This is a genomic window from Mycobacterium sp. 012931 (assembly GCF_000419295.1).
Taxonomy (GTDB): domain Bacteria; phylum Actinomycetota; class Actinomycetes; order Mycobacteriales; family Mycobacteriaceae; genus Mycobacterium; species Mycobacterium marinum.
Window position 1 is genome coordinate 2,780,644 of the sequence record NZ_AOPX01000001.1, and the last position, 15,716, is coordinate 2,796,359.

The 15,716-nt window shown below is 64.6% G+C and carries 10 protein-coding genes and 1 pseudogene; 4 read left to right on the forward strand and 7 right to left on the reverse strand.

What is annotated here, in order from left to right; translation table 11 throughout:
- Positions 1–239: 239 nt before the first annotated feature.
- The gene (locus MMSP_RS12325) at positions 240–1,457 is read left to right on the forward strand and encodes a saccharopine dehydrogenase family protein (RefSeq protein WP_036426461.1); all 1,218 of its coding nucleotides are present in this window, start codon (positions 240–242) and stop codon (positions 1,455–1,457) included.
- A 140-nt stretch (positions 1,458–1,597) separates the two neighbouring features.
- Positions 1,598–3,316, forward strand: a complete 1,719-nt coding sequence (locus MMSP_RS12330) for an APC family permease (RefSeq protein ID WP_020786858.1) — start codon at positions 1,598–1,600, stop codon at positions 3,314–3,316.
- Positions 3,317–3,332: 16 nt separating this feature from the next.
- Here the strand turns inward: MMSP_RS12330 and MMSP_RS12335 are convergent, their stop codons facing one another.
- A complete protein-coding gene (locus tag MMSP_RS12335) occupies positions 3,333–4,091 on the reverse strand; it encodes a dienelactone hydrolase family protein (RefSeq protein ID WP_036426462.1) in 759 nt (252 codons plus the stop codon).
- Between the two features lie 347 nt (positions 4,092–4,438).
- On the opposite strand from MMSP_RS12335, the pseudogene MMSP_RS12340 reads away from it, so the two are divergent.
- Positions 4,439–5,245 (forward strand): annotated as a pseudogene (locus MMSP_RS12340) (L,D-transpeptidase); the annotation flags it as partial.
- Between the two features lie 132 nt (positions 5,246–5,377).
- Here the strand turns inward: MMSP_RS12340 and MMSP_RS28400 are convergent.
- On the reverse strand, positions 5,378–5,956 hold the full coding sequence (locus MMSP_RS28400) for a hypothetical protein (protein WP_020786861.1): 579 nt from the start codon (positions 5,954–5,956) through the stop codon (positions 5,378–5,380).
- Between the two features lie 465 nt (positions 5,957–6,421).
- Between MMSP_RS28400 and MMSP_RS12345 the strand changes: the two genes are divergently transcribed.
- Complete coding sequence (locus tag MMSP_RS12345) at positions 6,422–7,702, forward strand: PE family protein (protein ID WP_020786862.1); 1,281 nt, start codon at positions 6,422–6,424, stop codon at positions 7,700–7,702.
- Between the two features lie 268 nt (positions 7,703–7,970).
- Here MMSP_RS12345 and MMSP_RS12350 read toward each other — a convergent pair whose 3' ends face one another.
- The 5 genes from MMSP_RS12350 to MMSP_RS28410 all read right to left on the reverse strand — a co-directional run bounded on the left by MMSP_RS12350 (position 7,971) and on the right by MMSP_RS28410 (position 15,084).
- Positions 7,971–10,148 (reverse strand): glutamine synthetase III, encoded by a 2,178-nt coding sequence (locus MMSP_RS12350; RefSeq protein ID WP_020786863.1) that lies wholly within the window; start codon positions 10,146–10,148, stop codon positions 7,971–7,973.
- 398 nt (positions 10,149–10,546) lie between these two features.
- Positions 10,547–11,278: a TetR family transcriptional regulator gene (locus MMSP_RS25950; RefSeq protein WP_020786865.1), complete on the reverse strand. Its 732-nt coding sequence runs from the start codon at positions 11,276–11,278 to the stop codon at positions 10,547–10,549.
- A 436-nt stretch (positions 11,279–11,714) separates the two neighbouring features.
- Entirely contained in the window at positions 11,715–11,843 is a 129-nt protein-coding gene (locus MMSP_RS29335; RefSeq protein ID WP_020725846.1) for a hypothetical protein, read from the reverse strand.
- Between the two features lie 105 nt (positions 11,844–11,948).
- Positions 11,949–14,453, reverse strand: a complete 2,505-nt coding sequence (locus MMSP_RS28405) for an NB-ARC domain-containing protein (protein WP_255342201.1) — start codon at positions 14,451–14,453, stop codon at positions 11,949–11,951.
- Positions 14,368–15,084 carry a serine/threonine-protein kinase gene (locus MMSP_RS28410; protein WP_255342202.1) on the reverse strand — a complete coding sequence of 239 codons (717 nt, stop codon included), beginning with the start codon at positions 15,082–15,084 and terminating at the stop codon, positions 14,368–14,370. Before MMSP_RS28410 ends, MMSP_RS28405 begins: the two co-directional genes overlap by 86 nt.
- Positions 15,085–15,716: the final 632 nt, after the last annotated feature.

Below are 15,716 nucleotides of genomic sequence, written 5' to 3' on the forward strand. Positions count from 1 at the left end.
GATTCAGCTCGACACGGAGAGTGGGGATTGATGAATCGTGCCCGCCGCGGGTGGGCAAGCGCGGATGTGATGCCGCAGAACCGATCTAAGCAATGCATCCCACGTGCCCGGTGAACGCCGAGCATGCCGAATCTGCCCGATACCGCGGGCTGGTCAGAAAGGTCTGGATACAGCGTGGCTAATGTCGAAGCGCCAGTTACATACTCAGTGGCGGTGGTTTCACAGTGACGACGACACCGATGCGCATCTTGTTGGTCGGCGCTGGCGGCGTGGGCTCGGCATTCTGCGCGATTGCCGCGCGCCGCAGCTTCTTCGAACATGTGGTGGTCTGTGACTACGACGAGGCGCGGGCCAGCCGTGCCGCGCAGGCGGTGGCCGATGCGCGGTTCTGCTCAGCCGCTCTTGATGCCGGATCTGCGGACGCGGTAGCCGCCGCGGTGCGCCGTCATCAGATCACCCACGTAGTCAATGCGGTCGACCCGCGATTCGTGATGCCGATCTTCGAAGGGGCGCTGGCCGCCGGGGCCGACTACCTGGACATGGCGATGAGCCTGTCTGAGCGCCATCCCGAACAGCCCTACCAGCTGACCGGGGTCAAGCTCGGTGACGAGCAGTTCGCCGCCGACGACCAATGGCGGGCCGCGGATCGGCTCGCGCTGGTGGGAATGGGAGTCGAGCCGGGGCTTTCCGATGTGTTTGCCCGCTACGCCGCCGATCACCTATTCACCGACATCGACGAACTGGGGACCCGCGACGGCGCGAACCTGACCGTGGACGGGTATGACTTTGCGCCGTCGTTCTCGATCTGGACCACCATCGAAGAATGCCTGAACCCGCCGGTGATCTGGGAGCACGATCGTGGCTGGTTTGTTACCGAACCCTTCAGCGAACCAGAGGTTTTCGACTTCCCAGACGGGATCGGACCGGTGGAATGCGTCAACGTGGAGCACGAGGAAGTGCTGCTGATGCCCCGCTGGGTCAAAGCCAAGCGCGCCACCTTCAAATACGGTCTGGGTACCGAGTTCATCGAAGTGCTCAAGACGCTGCGCAAGCTGGGGCTGGATCGCACCGAGAAGATCACCGTCGGCGGCGCGCAAGTCAGCCCGCGCGATGTGGTCGCCGCCTGCCTGCCCGATCCCGCCACGCTGGGGCCGAAGATGCACGGCAAGACATGCGCGGGGTTGTGGGTGACCGGAACCGGCAAGGACGGCAACCCGCGCTCGACCTATCTGTATCACGTCGTCGACAACCAATGGTCGATGAACGAGTACGGACACCAGTGTGTGGTCTGGCAAACCGCGATCAACCCCGTTGTGGCGCTGGAACTGTTGGCCAGTGGCACCTGGAGCGGCAGGGGAGTGCTGGGTCCGGAAGCGTTCGACGCGGTGCCCTTCCTCGAGCTGCTGAGTGCCTACGGGGCGCCGTGGGGCCTTCAGGAGGTACCTGCCAGGAGTTGATCGCCAAGCCGCGACCGCCGGCGACTCGCCGGTCGGCATGGTGACGCGCCCAGATCCGGTTTCGAGTTGCCACATCCTCGATAGTGGGGCACCTTGACGCTGACAAGAAGACCAGTCATCAACCGATCGAAGGAGATTGTGTGAGCCAGGGTGAGGCCACGAGCGTCGCGGTGGAAGGCAAGGGTCTCAAAGGTGGCGCCGTGGGGCTGCTATCCAGTGTTGTTATCGGTACGGCCTCCACGGCACCCGCCTACAGTCTGGCGGCGACGTCGGGACTCATCGTGGCAAGCCGCGGCGAGTTGCTTTGCGGCGTCAAGGCGCCGGCGATCGTGCTGCTCTCGTTCATTCCGATGTACATGATCGCCGTCGCCTACCAGGAGCTCAACAAGGCCGAACCCGATTGCGGGACGACCTTCACCTGGGCATCGCGGGCCTTCGGGCCGGTTACCGGGTGGCTCGGGGGCTGGGGCATCATCGCCGCCGACGTGATCGTGATGGCCAACTTGGCGCAAATCGCCGGTGCGTATTCCTTTACGTTCGTCGGCGAGCTTGGCTGGCAGTCGGCGAGCAACCTGGCGCACAGCACGTTGTGGTCCACGGTCGCGGGCGTCGCCTGGATCGTGGTGATGACCTACATCTGCTATCGAGGCACCGACGTCTCTGCGCGGATGCAGTACGTGTTGCTATCGGTGGAACTCGTTGTGCTGGTCGCTCTGGCGGCCGTCGCGCTGGCCAGGGTCTACACCAATCATGGCGATGTGGGCTCGTTGCGGCCCTCGTTGTCCTGGTTGTGGCCCAGCGGTTTGGACTTTGGCACCCAAATGGCGCCGGCGTTGCTCATCACCATCTTCATCTACTGGGGCTTTGACACCGCGGTGGCATGTAACGAGGAGACCGATGACCCCGGCCGCACCCCCGGGCGTGCGGCGGTGATCTCAACGTTTCTGCTGCTGGCCACCTATGCGGTGGTCACGGTGGCGAGTATCGCCTCCGCCGGTGTCGGCGTCGACGGCATCGGACTGGGAAATCCGGACAATTCCAACGATGTCTTCGCCGCGGTCGGGCCGGCCTTGTTCGGCGACGGCGTCCTCGGCAAGATCGGGCTGCTGTTGCTCTCGGCGTCGATCCTGACCTCCGCGTCGGCCTCGACGCAGACCACAATCCTGCCCACGGCGCGCACCACGCTGTCGATGGCGGTGTACAAGGCACTGCCCGCGTCGTTCGCCAAAATCCACCCTCGCTACCTCACGCCCACCGTGTCGACGATCGCGATGGGAGCGGTGTCGATCTTGTTCTATGTGCTGTTCACGCTGGTCAGCCGCAACCTGCTGAGCGCACTGATCGGTTCGGTTGGGTTGGTGATCGCGTTCTACTACGGGCTCACCGGATATGCCTGCGCGCACTATTACCGTGCGACGCTGACCAAGTCGCTGCGCAACTTCGTCAAGCGCGGCGTCGTGCTGCTGACCGGCGGGGTGGTGTTGACGGTGGTCTTCATCTTCGGCCTGATCGAGTACGCGAAGCGGGACTGGCTCGTCGAGAACGGCCACAATGTCACGATCTTCGGGTTCGGCGCGGTGGCGGTGGTCGGGGTGGGGTCCATGCTGCTCGGCGTGGTGGTGATGTTGATCTGGTGGGCGATCTCGCCCGGCTTCTTCCGCGGCCGTACGCTGCGGCGCCACAGTGCCGATCTGCTCCTCGAGCCGGCCGTGTCCCCGCCCGCGCATCTGGCCCTGCCCGACTCGGGAGACATGCAGACGGTGATTGCGGCAGACCTGTCGAACTTGCCGGCGGGCGAAACCGCGGTCAATCCGCAGACCGGCCAGCACTTGACCAAGGACACCAGCGGGGCGTCTTAGGCGTCTTAGGTCTAATTCAACCGGTGTTGCCCGGTTGGGTACCTAGCGTCGAACCGAAGAAGTCGCGCAACGCATCCCAGTGGCGGCGGGCCGCATCGGCGTCGTAGCCGGGGTTGTCCGCAACGGCGAATCCGTGTTCGGCGGCATAGGTTTCGATCGTGTGGTCCACTCCGGCCGCGGTCAGGGCCCTGCGCAGGGTTGCGGCCTGCTGCGGAGGGAACAGTGCATCGTTGTCTGCCGCGGCGACATACACTTTCGCGCGCATCCGGCTGGCCAGCAGGTGCGGACTGTTGGGACTGTCGGCAGCCAATTGACTTCCGTGGAATGACGCGACTGCCGCGACACGATCCGGACATCGTCCGGCGACGATCATTGAGACCCGTCCGCCTCTGCAGTATCCGCATACACCAAAGCTGTTGTCGCGCACCTCTGCTCGCGTACTCAGGTAGTCGAAGTAGGCATCGGCATCACTGGCCATCATGTCGGGGATCAAACTGTCTCCCAATGCCATCATCCGTGCCCGCTCGCCTGGATCGGTGAATGCCGACGGCAACGAGAATGGGGCGTAGCCACGATGGCGGTAGTACATGTCGGGTAGCAACACCGCATAGCCGAAACCGGCCAGGGTCGCCGCCATCTCCTGAAAGGTCGGCCGGAATCCGCCGACATCGGGATACATGACGACGCCCGGCACCGGTTCGCAGGTATCAGGTACGAACAGGCTCACCGGACAGCTGTCGTCGGGGGTGGACACGGTGTCTTGCACATGGCGCACAATGACGTTCTACACGCTCGCGCCACCCGGCGGGCGTCGGGAACGTCAATTTGCCGAGCCGCCGGCCCGCCGAACAACTCGGCGGCGAAGCCGCGCTGGGTCGCGAGGCGAGGCGATTTGTTGGTTGGCTCCGGGCCCGCGATTGCGCGGTCGTGCGGCGTTGCTTCAGCTCAATTCATCGTGATGAGTTTCGGTGAGACCATTTGTCACATCGGCCGCCTGTGACCAAATCTTTTCGAAGCCTTGACCATTCAGGTCACGCGTACTTACGCACCGTCTGCCATGTCGCCCCTAACATCGTCGAAACAACAATGACAATTTGGTCATCTCAAAGGGTGATAAACGCGATGCGGGCAGTTGTTAGGTCTGTTCTAGTGGTGATCGGGATCGCTGCGGCAGTGGTCGCAGGGCCAGGTGACGTACGTCTGGCGGGGATCAACCGGTCGCAGGGCTATTTATCGATTGCATCACTTCGACCCACGCGGGGCGAGGTGGTGGGTGTTGCGCACCCCGTGGTGGTGACGTTCAGCGGGCCGGTCGCCGACCGGCATGCGGCCGAGCGCGCCATCGCGGTGAAGTCGGCGCCCGCGATGACCGGTAGGTACCAGTGGCTCGACAACAACGTTGTGCAGTGGGTTCCCGATCAATTCTGGCCGGCGCACAGCACCGTGGCCCTCTCGGCGGGCGGCGTATCCTCGCAGTTCAAGACGGGTCCGGAGGTCCTCGGTGTTGCCGACATCGCAAATCACACCTTCACCGTGACTATCGATGGGGTCGACGCGGAACCGCCGCCTCGGTTACCCGCCCCGCACCACCGTCCCCATTGGGGTGAAGATGGGGTGCTTCCCGCCTCGATGGGTAGATCGGAGTATCCGACGCCGGTCGGCACCTACACCGTCTTTTCGAAAGACCGTTCGGTGATCATGGATTCGAGCAGCGTCGGAATACCCGTGGATGCTCCTGACGGTTATCGGCTCACGGTGGACTACGCCGTTCGCATCACCGGCCGCGGCCTGTATGTGCATTCCGCTCCGTGGGCGACACAAGCAATGGGGGTGGAGAACATCAGCCATGGCTGCATCAGCCTGAGCCCCGCCGACGCCGAATGGTACTTCAACACGGTCAACGTCGGCGACCCGGTGATTGTGAAGGAAGGGGTTCCCTCGCAAGTCAAGTCGGCCGATCCCATCCCCGCCCGCACAATCAAGTCGGCCGATCCCATCCCCACCCGCGCTGTTGAGGGACTGCCGGGCCAGCCCGAAGAGCCAGCACCGCCCAGCAACTGATCAGGGGTTGCAGCAGGGCGCAACCGGTTGGGTGGCCCCGGCTAACGTCGCGCCAGTGACCACCGTGGGTGCCGGTGGGGCAGGGGCCGGTGCCGGCGGGGGACCAGGTAGGACGACTGGGTCAGCCGTCAGCGCCGGGTCGATGGCGGTGGGCTCGCCTTTGCCCCCGGCCTGAAGCAGTAGTGGCGCGGCGGCCGGTCCCGGAGCCGCTACCGGCACCGGAGCGCCAACCGCCACCGGCACTGGTACTGGTACTGGTACTGGCGCGCCGGCTGGCAGTGGTACCGGGGCGCCCGCGGGCACCGGTGCCGGGATCGGTACCGGGCCGGCGGCGGGCACCGGCAGCAATGGGCCGCCCGCGACGGGCACCGCCCCCGCTACCGGGGGGCCGGGCAGGATCGGCGCCATCACTGGCGCCGCACCCGCCGCGGGTGCTCCAACCCCCGCCATCTGTTCCACACAACTGGGGTCGCCCGTTCGTAACGGCGTCGCCGCCGCGCTGGGGCTGAACGCAAAGGCGGCCCCGCACAACCCGGCACTGGCAACCACAGCGATGTTGATTCGATCAAACTTTCTCAACGACAACTCTTCTCATGATCGCGCTCAGAAGGTATCTCCGCGAACGAACGGTGCGGCGGAACTGTATCGCCGTCCGGAGATCTTTCCTAGACGAGCGGCCGATTTAGTTGCCGAACCGATGCGCGGCGGGGACGTCGTAACCGTGTCTTCTCCAAAACGATTTGCTACGGATGAGATTGGGTATCGATGAGCGCCGTCGGTCACAAGAGCATTTCGAACCAAACATGTTCGGTGACAGTCCTCTTGGCGGCAGCGGCACGCACTCTTGATGGCCGTGCACCGGCACGCAGTTGGCGCCTGCCGCTATGCTGGGGCGCCGGCGAGTTCGCGAGCGGAGCCTCAGGGTGCGTGAATCCTGAGCTGTCTTCCCGGATCGGGCTAACATTTCGGCTGATAGCTGATAGTTTTTGTGAAGTCGCGATCCGATGACTGTCGGGTTTTGGTAGTTGGAGTTGGAGTACGTTCATGCCGCACGTGACCACTTCGCCGAACCTGCTGGCCGCCACGGCCGGGGATTTGGCCGCGATCGCTTCGACGATGCGCCAAGCCAGTGCGGCTGCCGCGGCCCCGACGGCGGCCGTGCAGCCCGCGGGCGGCGACATCGTCTCGGCAGGAATCGCGTCGTTGTTCGGCGCGCACGCCTACAACTACCAGGTTCTCAGTGCCAAAGCAGCGGAGTTTCACGACCGGTTTGTCGAGATCCTGCAAACGAGCGCGCAAGCGTACGGCTCCACCGAGGCCACCAACGCCTCGCCGTTGGAGAAGGCGATCGGCGTGTTCACCGCGCCGGCAGAGGGGCAGGCCGGGGGACCCGGAACGGGAAACGGCGCCATCGGCGGCGGTCTGCATGGCGGTGCCGGCGGATTTGGCGATGTCGGTCAACCCACCGCTAACGCCGCACCGGTCGGACCCGCCGGCGCTACGGCCGCGGCCGGAACCGGAGGCAGTCCCGCCCAGGCCACGGTGCACTCCGGACCTGCGGCCGGCAACGGAGATGCTGCGTCGGTGGGCACCGGCGTACAACACGGCGGTGCCGGAGGTGGTAGCGGAGACGGCATGGCTAGCTCGCACGTCAGCGACGGCGGCGCGGCCAGGGCCGGCGGGGCGGCTAACTCGGCCGGCGGTACCGACGCGGCCGCCAGCTCGAGCGGAGCAGGCGGCGGTGGTTCGGCGGGCCAAGGTGTTGCCAGCACCGGTGGTGACCACGGTGCCGGTGCGACCAGCTCGGCCAGCGGCCACAGTCCTGGTCATGGCGTCGGGCTCGGCTCCGGCCTTGGCAGGTCATTGGATGGATATGGCACGGCCGCCTTGGCAGGCGGGCCGTTGGGGGCCGTGGGCAGCGGTGCCCCTGGAGCCGTCGGCGGTGTGGGCGAACTGTTGGCGCCGACGGCAACATCGGCGCTGCCGACAGCGGCCTCCGCGACGGCCGAACCTTCCTTGACGATGTCGACTAAAGCTCAACTGGTGCATGCAACCAACCCGCTGCAGCCGGTCAACCCGGCCCACTCGGACAGTTCGGCGAACCAAGGCGGTCCGGCGCGGCGGACCGGGGTTGAGCGCGACGGGCCGACCTTGTTCCTTCCGCTGACGAGCCTTCGTGGATTGCGCCGGCATTCAAAGAAGCGCTCGGGGCTTCGGGCCCAGAGCGGACGGTTGCGCGACTCCGGTGACGCGGTGAGCAGCCCGCGGTGGGAGCCTGACGACCTGTTGCGCGCTCTGGGTCTACGCCCGCCTGGACACCAGTAGGTGTCGCATCTAGCTGCGTAGTGCCGCGGGTGATTGCCGTGCACCGGCGTCGGTCGGGCGCGGCAGGGCTGGTGCCTATCACGGGATCAAGAGACCGGTGAAATCGCTCAAATATTGACGTGGCATCCGGTCGCGTGGGGATGGCGGCCGGCCTCGATGAGCAACCGGGTGCGCAGCAGCGGCCCCGGTGCTAGCGCAGAGCGCCGGGCGTGGGGGCTGAATCACCAGTGTCCGCTGACGCGGCCGACCCCCACGCCCGACGGGCTCATCACAGGATGTAGAGCATCTCCTGGTAGGTGGGAAGCGGCCACAAGTCATTGGCCACAACGCTTTCCAACGTGTCAGCGGCGCAGCGCACCGCGTCCATCGCGGGCAGCAGCGCCTCCTGGGCATGCTTGGCCTCGCTGAGCGCCGAATCCGCCGAGTGCTCGGACAACGCCATCTTCAGTGACGCCAGTGCCGCGGACAGATCCGACAGCGGAGCCGAAATCGCTTCCAGCGCGACCATGCTCGGTTCAACGCCAGCGGCCTTTAGAGCGGCGACGTTCTGGGCGAGTTCGGTCTGGTAGCGCATCGCCGCCGGCAGGATAACCGTCGTCCCCATCTCCAACGTCAGCCTCGCCTCGACCGCGATGGTCAGCGCGTACTGCTCCAAACGGACCTCGTAGCGGCTGTGCAGCTCTCGTTCATTGAAGACGTCGTATTTGTGGAAAAGGTCGATCGACTCCGGCTTGATCAACTCGGGAATGGCGTCCAGCGTGGTCTTGAGGTTCGGCAAGCCTCGTTCGGCCGCCTCGACCTGCCAGTTCTCCGAATAGCCGTCACCGTTGAACACCACCGCACCGTGTTCGGTGATGATCTCGGTGAGCAGCTTCTGCACCGCGGCGTCGAAGTCCTCCCCGTCCTCCACGGCCTTCTCCAAGACCGTGGCCATGTAGTCGAACGAGTCGGCCATGATCGTGTTGAGGATGGTCATCGGTACCGCAACCGTCTGGCCCGAGCCGGGTGCGCGGAATTCGAACCGGTTGCCGGTGAACGCAAATGGGCTGGTGCGGTTGCGGTCGCCGGGATCGGTGGGTAGCGGCGGCAGGGTGTCGACCCCAATAATCATGGTGCCCTTGTCCTTTGACGAAGTGGCCGCACCTTTGGCGATCTGCTCGAACACATCGGCAAGCTGCTCACCAAGGAAGATCGAGATGATCGCCGGTGGCGCCTCGTTGGCCCCCAACCGGTGGTCGTTGGTGGCCGATGCAACTGAAACCCGAAGCAGCCCAGCATATTTGTGCACGGCACGGATCACCGCGGCGCAGAACACCAGGAACTGCGCATTTTCGTGTGGCGTATCGCCGGGAACCAGCAGTGAGCCGAGCTCGGCATTGCCGACCGAGAAGTTGACGTGCTTACCCGAACCGTTGACCCCCGCGAATGGCTTCTCGTGGAACAGGCATTCCATGCCGTGCTTTTTGGCCAGCGTCTTGAAGACCGTCATCAGCAGCTGCTGGTGGTCAGAAGCGATGTTGGCCCGTTCGAACATCGGGGCCACCTCGAACTGGCCCGGGGCGACCTCGTTGTGGCGGGTCTTGGCGGGAATGCCCAGTTTGAACAGCTCCCGCTCGGTGTCCATCATGAAGCCCAGTACCCGCTCGGGGACTGCGTCGAAGTAGTGGTCGTCGAACTCCTGGCCCTTGGGTGGCTTGGCGCCGAAGACGGTGCGACCGGCGTTGACCAGGTCGGGCCGCGCCACGAAGAAGTGCCTGTCGACCAGGAAGTACTCCTGTTCTGGACCGCAGAACGAGACGACCTTGTTGAGTTCCTTGTGGCCGAACAGTTTCAGAATGCGCTCGGCATGGATGCCCATGGCCTGCTGGCTGCGCAGCAGCGGCGTCTTGTAGTCGAGGGCATCCCCGGTCATCGAGACGAAAATCGTGGGAATGCACAGGGTGTTGCCGTTCGGGTTTTCCAGAACATAGGCCGGGCTGGTGACGTCCCAGCCGGTGTAGCCGCGCGCCTCGAACGTGCTGCGCAACCCGCCGGACGGGAAACTCGACGCGTCGGGCTCACCCTGGATCAGCGTCTTGCCCGCGAACTCGGCCATCGTCTGTCCGTCGGCGGTGGGTTCCAAGAAGCTGTCGTGCTTTTCGGCGGTCAACCCCGTCATCGGGTAGAAGACGTGAGCGTAGTGGGTGGCGCCCTTCTCCAGCGCCCAGTCCTTCATCGCCACCGCGACCGCGTCGGCGACCGCAGGGTCGAGCCTGGCGCCTTTGTCGATGGTGGCGAGGACCGACTTGAACACCGCTTTTGGCAGCCGTGCCTGCATCTCCGCTTTGGTGAAGACGTTGGAGCCGAAGATCTCGCCCGGGGCCTCGCCCGCGACGAAACTGACGGCTGGGGGGACATATGCCTCGACGTTGTTGATCGCCTGCAGGCGAACTGCGTTTCCGCTCAACTGAGCTCCTACCAGTAAGGGGGTCCGCGACGTCCTGCACCGCGGAAGGCGGACCGCCTCACCATAGGAAGCATCGATGCCAAACTTGTTACGCCGGTGTCAACGATGTGTCCGCAACGGTTGCGAACGTGAGACACCGACCGGGGCGTGCTGGCCCGGAACCCAAGAACCCCGGGCCGGCACGGGTGCCGGATCGCATGGCGCGGGTAAACCGGATAAACAGCGAAGCCGGTAGCGCCGATTGCGGCGGGCCGGCACCGAACACGGGAATCTACTCGACGATTCCGCCGCCTCGACCGGCCCACCGCACCAAGACTGTCTCCCGGCGCCACTTGTCGACCAGGCCCGCGCTGCCGATGACGACGGCGAGCACGCCCGATCAACGATGGGCGCGGGACCTAGATTTCCCCAGTGAGGTAACGCTGCAGGTTCGGCGCGATGGCTCGCGCGATGTCCTCTGCCGGCATCGAGGCGAACGGCTCGATCTGCAAGATGTAGCGAGCCATGACGACGCCCAGCAATTGCGACGCGACTAGCTGGGCACGGATCATGCCCGTTCCCGCTGGATTGTCGACCAGCGACGCCATCTCGGCGGTGACGACTTCTTGCAGGAATGAGCGTGCCAAGTCCACATCGCCGCCGCCGAACAGGGAGCGCAGCGAGGCGATCAACCCCGTGCCGAGTTCGGAATCCCACATCGGCAGCAGCATGGACGGCAGCGCGAATCCGAGTTCAGCGGTTGGGGTGTTCTGCATGCGTTTCAGCACGAGCTTTGGGTCGATGGGAAGGTGGATCGCGGCGGCGAACAGCTGCTGCTTGGTGCCGAAGTAGTGATGCACGAGCGCCGCATCGACATCTGCCGCCGCGGCCACCGCCCGTATCGATGTTCGGTCGATACCGTTGCTCGCAAACAGTTCGCGAGCACTGGCGAGAATGCGCTGCCGAGTGTCGGAGCTGTTGCCACGGGGGCGACCGGGCCGGCGGCGCCGCTCGTTGGCGGGCGCGTTACCACCCCTGGTGTTGTCGACGTTGCGTGGCTTGTTGTGGGCCGATACATCTCGCGCGCCAAGCAGTTCCCCAGAACTACGAAGCCTTCTGGCTTGGGCCGGGTGCGTGGTTGTCGGCTGCATGCTCGCCGTCGTGGTGTTGTGAAGAACGGTACGTGCGCCTCGGAACGGGGCCAGGGAACGCCGGAGCCCTGGGAACGGGGCTTTGTCTATCACGGCTTCTTCCTTTCTGGGAAGCGCTTCTTGACCGCGTCACTTGCACGGGCAAACGCCATCGTTTGTTGCGCGCAGATTTGCCGCGGCGGTAGTAGCGGTTGTGTTGTGGTGTGCACGTCGGCATGCGTCATTGCGCTGACGTGTTTCCGCTGTCCGGCGGCTGGCGTGAGTGAATGAAACTCGAGTTGCCGCGACGCGGATGGGGGCGAGCCGTAGCGGGGCAGGTTGACGTCGCCGACCTGGCACCTGTGGATCCGGCTGCCTGGAACCGTGTTGGGTTCGCATGTCAGCACTATCGGGTTCCGACCTTTACAAATCCTTACCGTCGCCCGGTCGGTCGGCGTCAATCGCCGATGATCACCGGGGCAACCCGCGTTAAGCGGTGCAATTTCTCGCGTGCGGTGTTTGAATAGTCGGGCATTTCCCCAGGTTGTGGGATTTCCAACCAGCCGCCGGTGATCTTGGGCGTCACTGTTGAACCGCAGGGCGCAAAGGGCCGCTGGGGTTACGGCGCGCCGCTTATCCGGGTGAGCCGTCTAGGGGACAGGCCACGTAGGCCCGCAAAAGGTAGTTCTCATCATTCGCCCATGGCGACCATGACGGCCTGTTGAAAGCTCAGCGCGCTGCCTTGGTTCCAAGCCGCCTGATATTCCGCGTCGTCGAGCCCGGCGCGGGAGCGCTGTTCACACTCGTCGTGAAGTCCGGAGAAAAGTGCCATCAGCGGAAATCCAGTAGCCGGGCTCAGCACATTGGCCGCCGCCATCAACACGACGGCACGCCGGAAGTCCTCATTGGATCCGGCGCACCACGCCAGTGCCTCAAAATACTGCGCGGCCATCCACCGATCATTGAGTGCTCGACAAATTTGGATACCCTGCTGGAGCTGTTGCTCGGCGCGTTCGAACGCGCCTCGGCGCCATGAACTAATTCCGGTGCATACCAACACATATGATCGTTGCAACGATTCGCCGTGGGATTCGGACACGGCAAGGGCCTTCTCGAACCAGTCTGACGCATTCTCAACATCGCCCCAAAAGAGAGAGTCCCAACCCATGAGCAACATCGCGCAGCCCTTGGATTGCAGGTCGTCGGTTGCCGACGCAGCACGTCGGAGACAGTCTCGCGCGCGTTCGAAATCACCGTTGATCATCGCCATATGGCCGTCGGTGCATTCGAGCACGGCAATTACTCGTCGATCGGCCAGCGATTCGTAAAGTTGGCGTGCCTGCGCGACTAGCTCCGTCGCTCTCGGCAAATTGCCGCGAAAATTTGCGAACTCCGAAATGTGAGCCAACGCTCGGATGCGTTCGGGGCTGGGTAGGGGTGGTAACGCAGTCAGCGCGAGATCCAGCCAGCGGTACCCTTCGCTGAACATTCCGCGCGGAATCCAGATCTCGCGCAAATTTGCGGCCAATTCCAGCGCGGTGGCAGGTTCATGGGTGATGCAGAATTGCAGCGCTTCGCGCAGGTTAGGCGTTTCTGCGGTGAGACGACTCAACCATTCGATTTGTTGAGGTCCAAACCAATCGCTGTACGCTTGCGTCGCCAGACGGTGGTAGTAGTCGGCTTGGCGGTGGCGCAGTTGGTGGTGTTCGGCAGCGCTGAGGTGGGTGCGGCCGTAGTCGCGCAGGGTGTCGAGCAATCGGAACCGAACTTGGCCATCGTGCTCGGTGCGGATCAGGATGGACTTGTCGACAAGCGTGCACATCACATCCAGACACTGCTCGTCGAGCAAACTGCCGGCGCTCACATGCCGGGCGGCGGGCAGATCGAAACTGCCGGCGAAGACCGACAGTATTGCCCACAGGTGTTGTTCGGTGGGGGTACACAGGTCATGGCTCCACGCCACACAGCTGACGAGGTTTTGTTGCCGGGTGGGCGCACCGCGGTGGCCACGGCTGAGTAGGCGGTAGCGGTCCGCCAGACCGTCGGCGATCTGCTCGATCGACAATGCCCGTAGCCGGGCTGCCGCCAGCTCAATCGCCAGCGGCAAGCCGTCCAGGCGCGCGCAGACGCGGGCCACCGCCGCCGCATTGGCGTGGGTCAGGCGGAACTCGGGGACCCCGGCCCGGGCGCGAGCAACGAACAACTCCACCGCGTCATAGCGGGCCAGACTGCCCAGCGTGGAGTCGGCATCGGTTTCGGGCACCGCGAGTGGCATCAACGGTAGGACAGATTCCCCATCGATATCGAGGACTTCACGGCTGGTAGCCAGAATGTGTAGCTGCGGGCAGTGGTGCAGCAAGTTGTCGACCTGTTTGGCTACCGCGTCGATGATCTGTTCACAGTTGTCGATCACCAGCAGAGTCATGCCGTGGCCAAGAAATTCGACAAGCACGTCGGTTGGCGGCGCGCCCGTTTGATCGCAGACCCCCAGGGCGGCGATGGCGACCTCAGCTAGCATGTCGCCGTCGCGTAGCTCGGAGAGCTCGACGAGCCACACCTGATCGGAGAACTCGGCGCGCAACTGGCCGGCCGCGGCGATCGCGAGCGTGGTTTTTCCGACTCCACCCATGCCCGTCACCGTCACCAGCCGCGAGCTGTACAACGACTTTCGCAACTGCGCCAGCTCGTCGCGGCGTCCCACCAGCCCGGCCGGCAGAACCGGCACCCGGCCCGGTCCGTAGCGCTCCGCCCCGGAACGCGCCCCCGTCGGTATCCGGCGCGCCGACCGAATTCCCTCCTCACCGTTGGCTTCCGGCAGCGCCATCGCATCAACAGCCAGCCCAAGATCGGCTTGGGCCTGCTGGATCATTTCACCCAGCTTGAGCGCCGAAGGGCGATCCCCGGGCTCGCGGGCCATCGCCGCATTGACCACGTCCGCCACCTGGGTGGGAATATTGTTGTCACGCAAATCCGGGATCGACTCATTGGCGATCCGCAGGAATTGCGCCACCACCTGCTCACCATTGCGCCGTTCGAACGCCGCATCGCCCGTCAATCCGGCAAACAGGCTGGCTCCAAGCGCATACACATCCGACGCGGCGTTAGGCGATTCACCAGCCAACAACTCCGGAGCGGTATAGGCGGGTGACCCCAGGCCCTGCGGGTGACCCGACGAACATCCCGGGCCCGGTCTCAAATCCCGCCTCCATCCGCGCGATGCCGAAGTCGCATAGCGCGGGCTCACCGTAATCAGTGAGCAACACGTTGGCGGGCTTGACGTCGCGGTGCACCACGCCCACCCGATGCGCCGACTCCAAGGCCGCCGCGATCTTCACCCCGATCCGCAGCACCTCCTCGACCGCCAACACCCCATAGCGCTCGATCCGTTGCTGCACAGACCCGCGCCCACAAAACGGCATCACCAAGAACGGCAGACCGCTGGCGGTTTGCCCCACCTGCAGCACCGGCACAATATTGGGACGCGCGGTCAGTCGGGCCATGGCCTGCTCCTCCCGCAGAAACCGCGGCCCCCACTCGTCCACATCGGCGGTCAACGTCTTGACCGCCACCACCCGGCCCAACTCGGCCTGCAGGCAGCGATACACCACCCCATACCCGCCTCGTCCCACCTCATACGCGTCGACAAACCCCAGGTCAGCCAATTCCGGCACCGCATTTGTGATGGTGATTTCGGAAAATTCGCCTACCCCACCGGTCGAACTCGTGGAATTGCGGTGTGGCCCTTGCAGACGACGCAGTACCTCATAGGACTCGTTCTCGGTCACGGCTGGGTCAGATGGGTGCCCACCGGCATCGGTACCCGTCATCGGACCTCCTGCGCCAACACTAGTCCCAGCAACCAGCGCACTCGACTTTCGCACTCGTGCACCGGCTGTATCAATTACCCCAACCGTAACGACTTGCTTTTTCGGAGCTTGTTGTGTGTCCGCTCTGGCCTCGGCAAGTACGCCGGGTGCACTTTACGGACCCACTCGTTGGGCACCATCGTCCCCCGAAATCATCCGGACCGCAGCAATTGCCGCCGCGGCCGGTGGTAGCGCCGCGCCAGGGGGCCGACAGCCATCCCTGCGACGCCGGCCGTAAGTCGCGGCTAGCGAGCTGGCACGGGCGGGATGGGCGGGGAAGGCCGCTGCCGCTCAACCGAATCAGGGGTGATAGGGCGGTCGATGCCCCGCGGTGCTTTTGACCTCCATCGCCCCCGGCCGCGGGCAGCGCCTCGCGCAACACCACTTCGACGGTCAGATCACCCACGCGAACACATGCCCACTTTCGCGCCCGCCCACAGAAATTCATCCAGAACGCTCTGATCATTGCTCTCGCCGCCCGCGTAGGAGTCCAGGCAACCCGGTTCAAGTACGTGGTCGGAGGCGTGCAGGAGGGCTCGGATTTTCTCATGGGTGAGATGCGGCTGGTGTGTGGTTAGCGCCTTTTGCCTGTT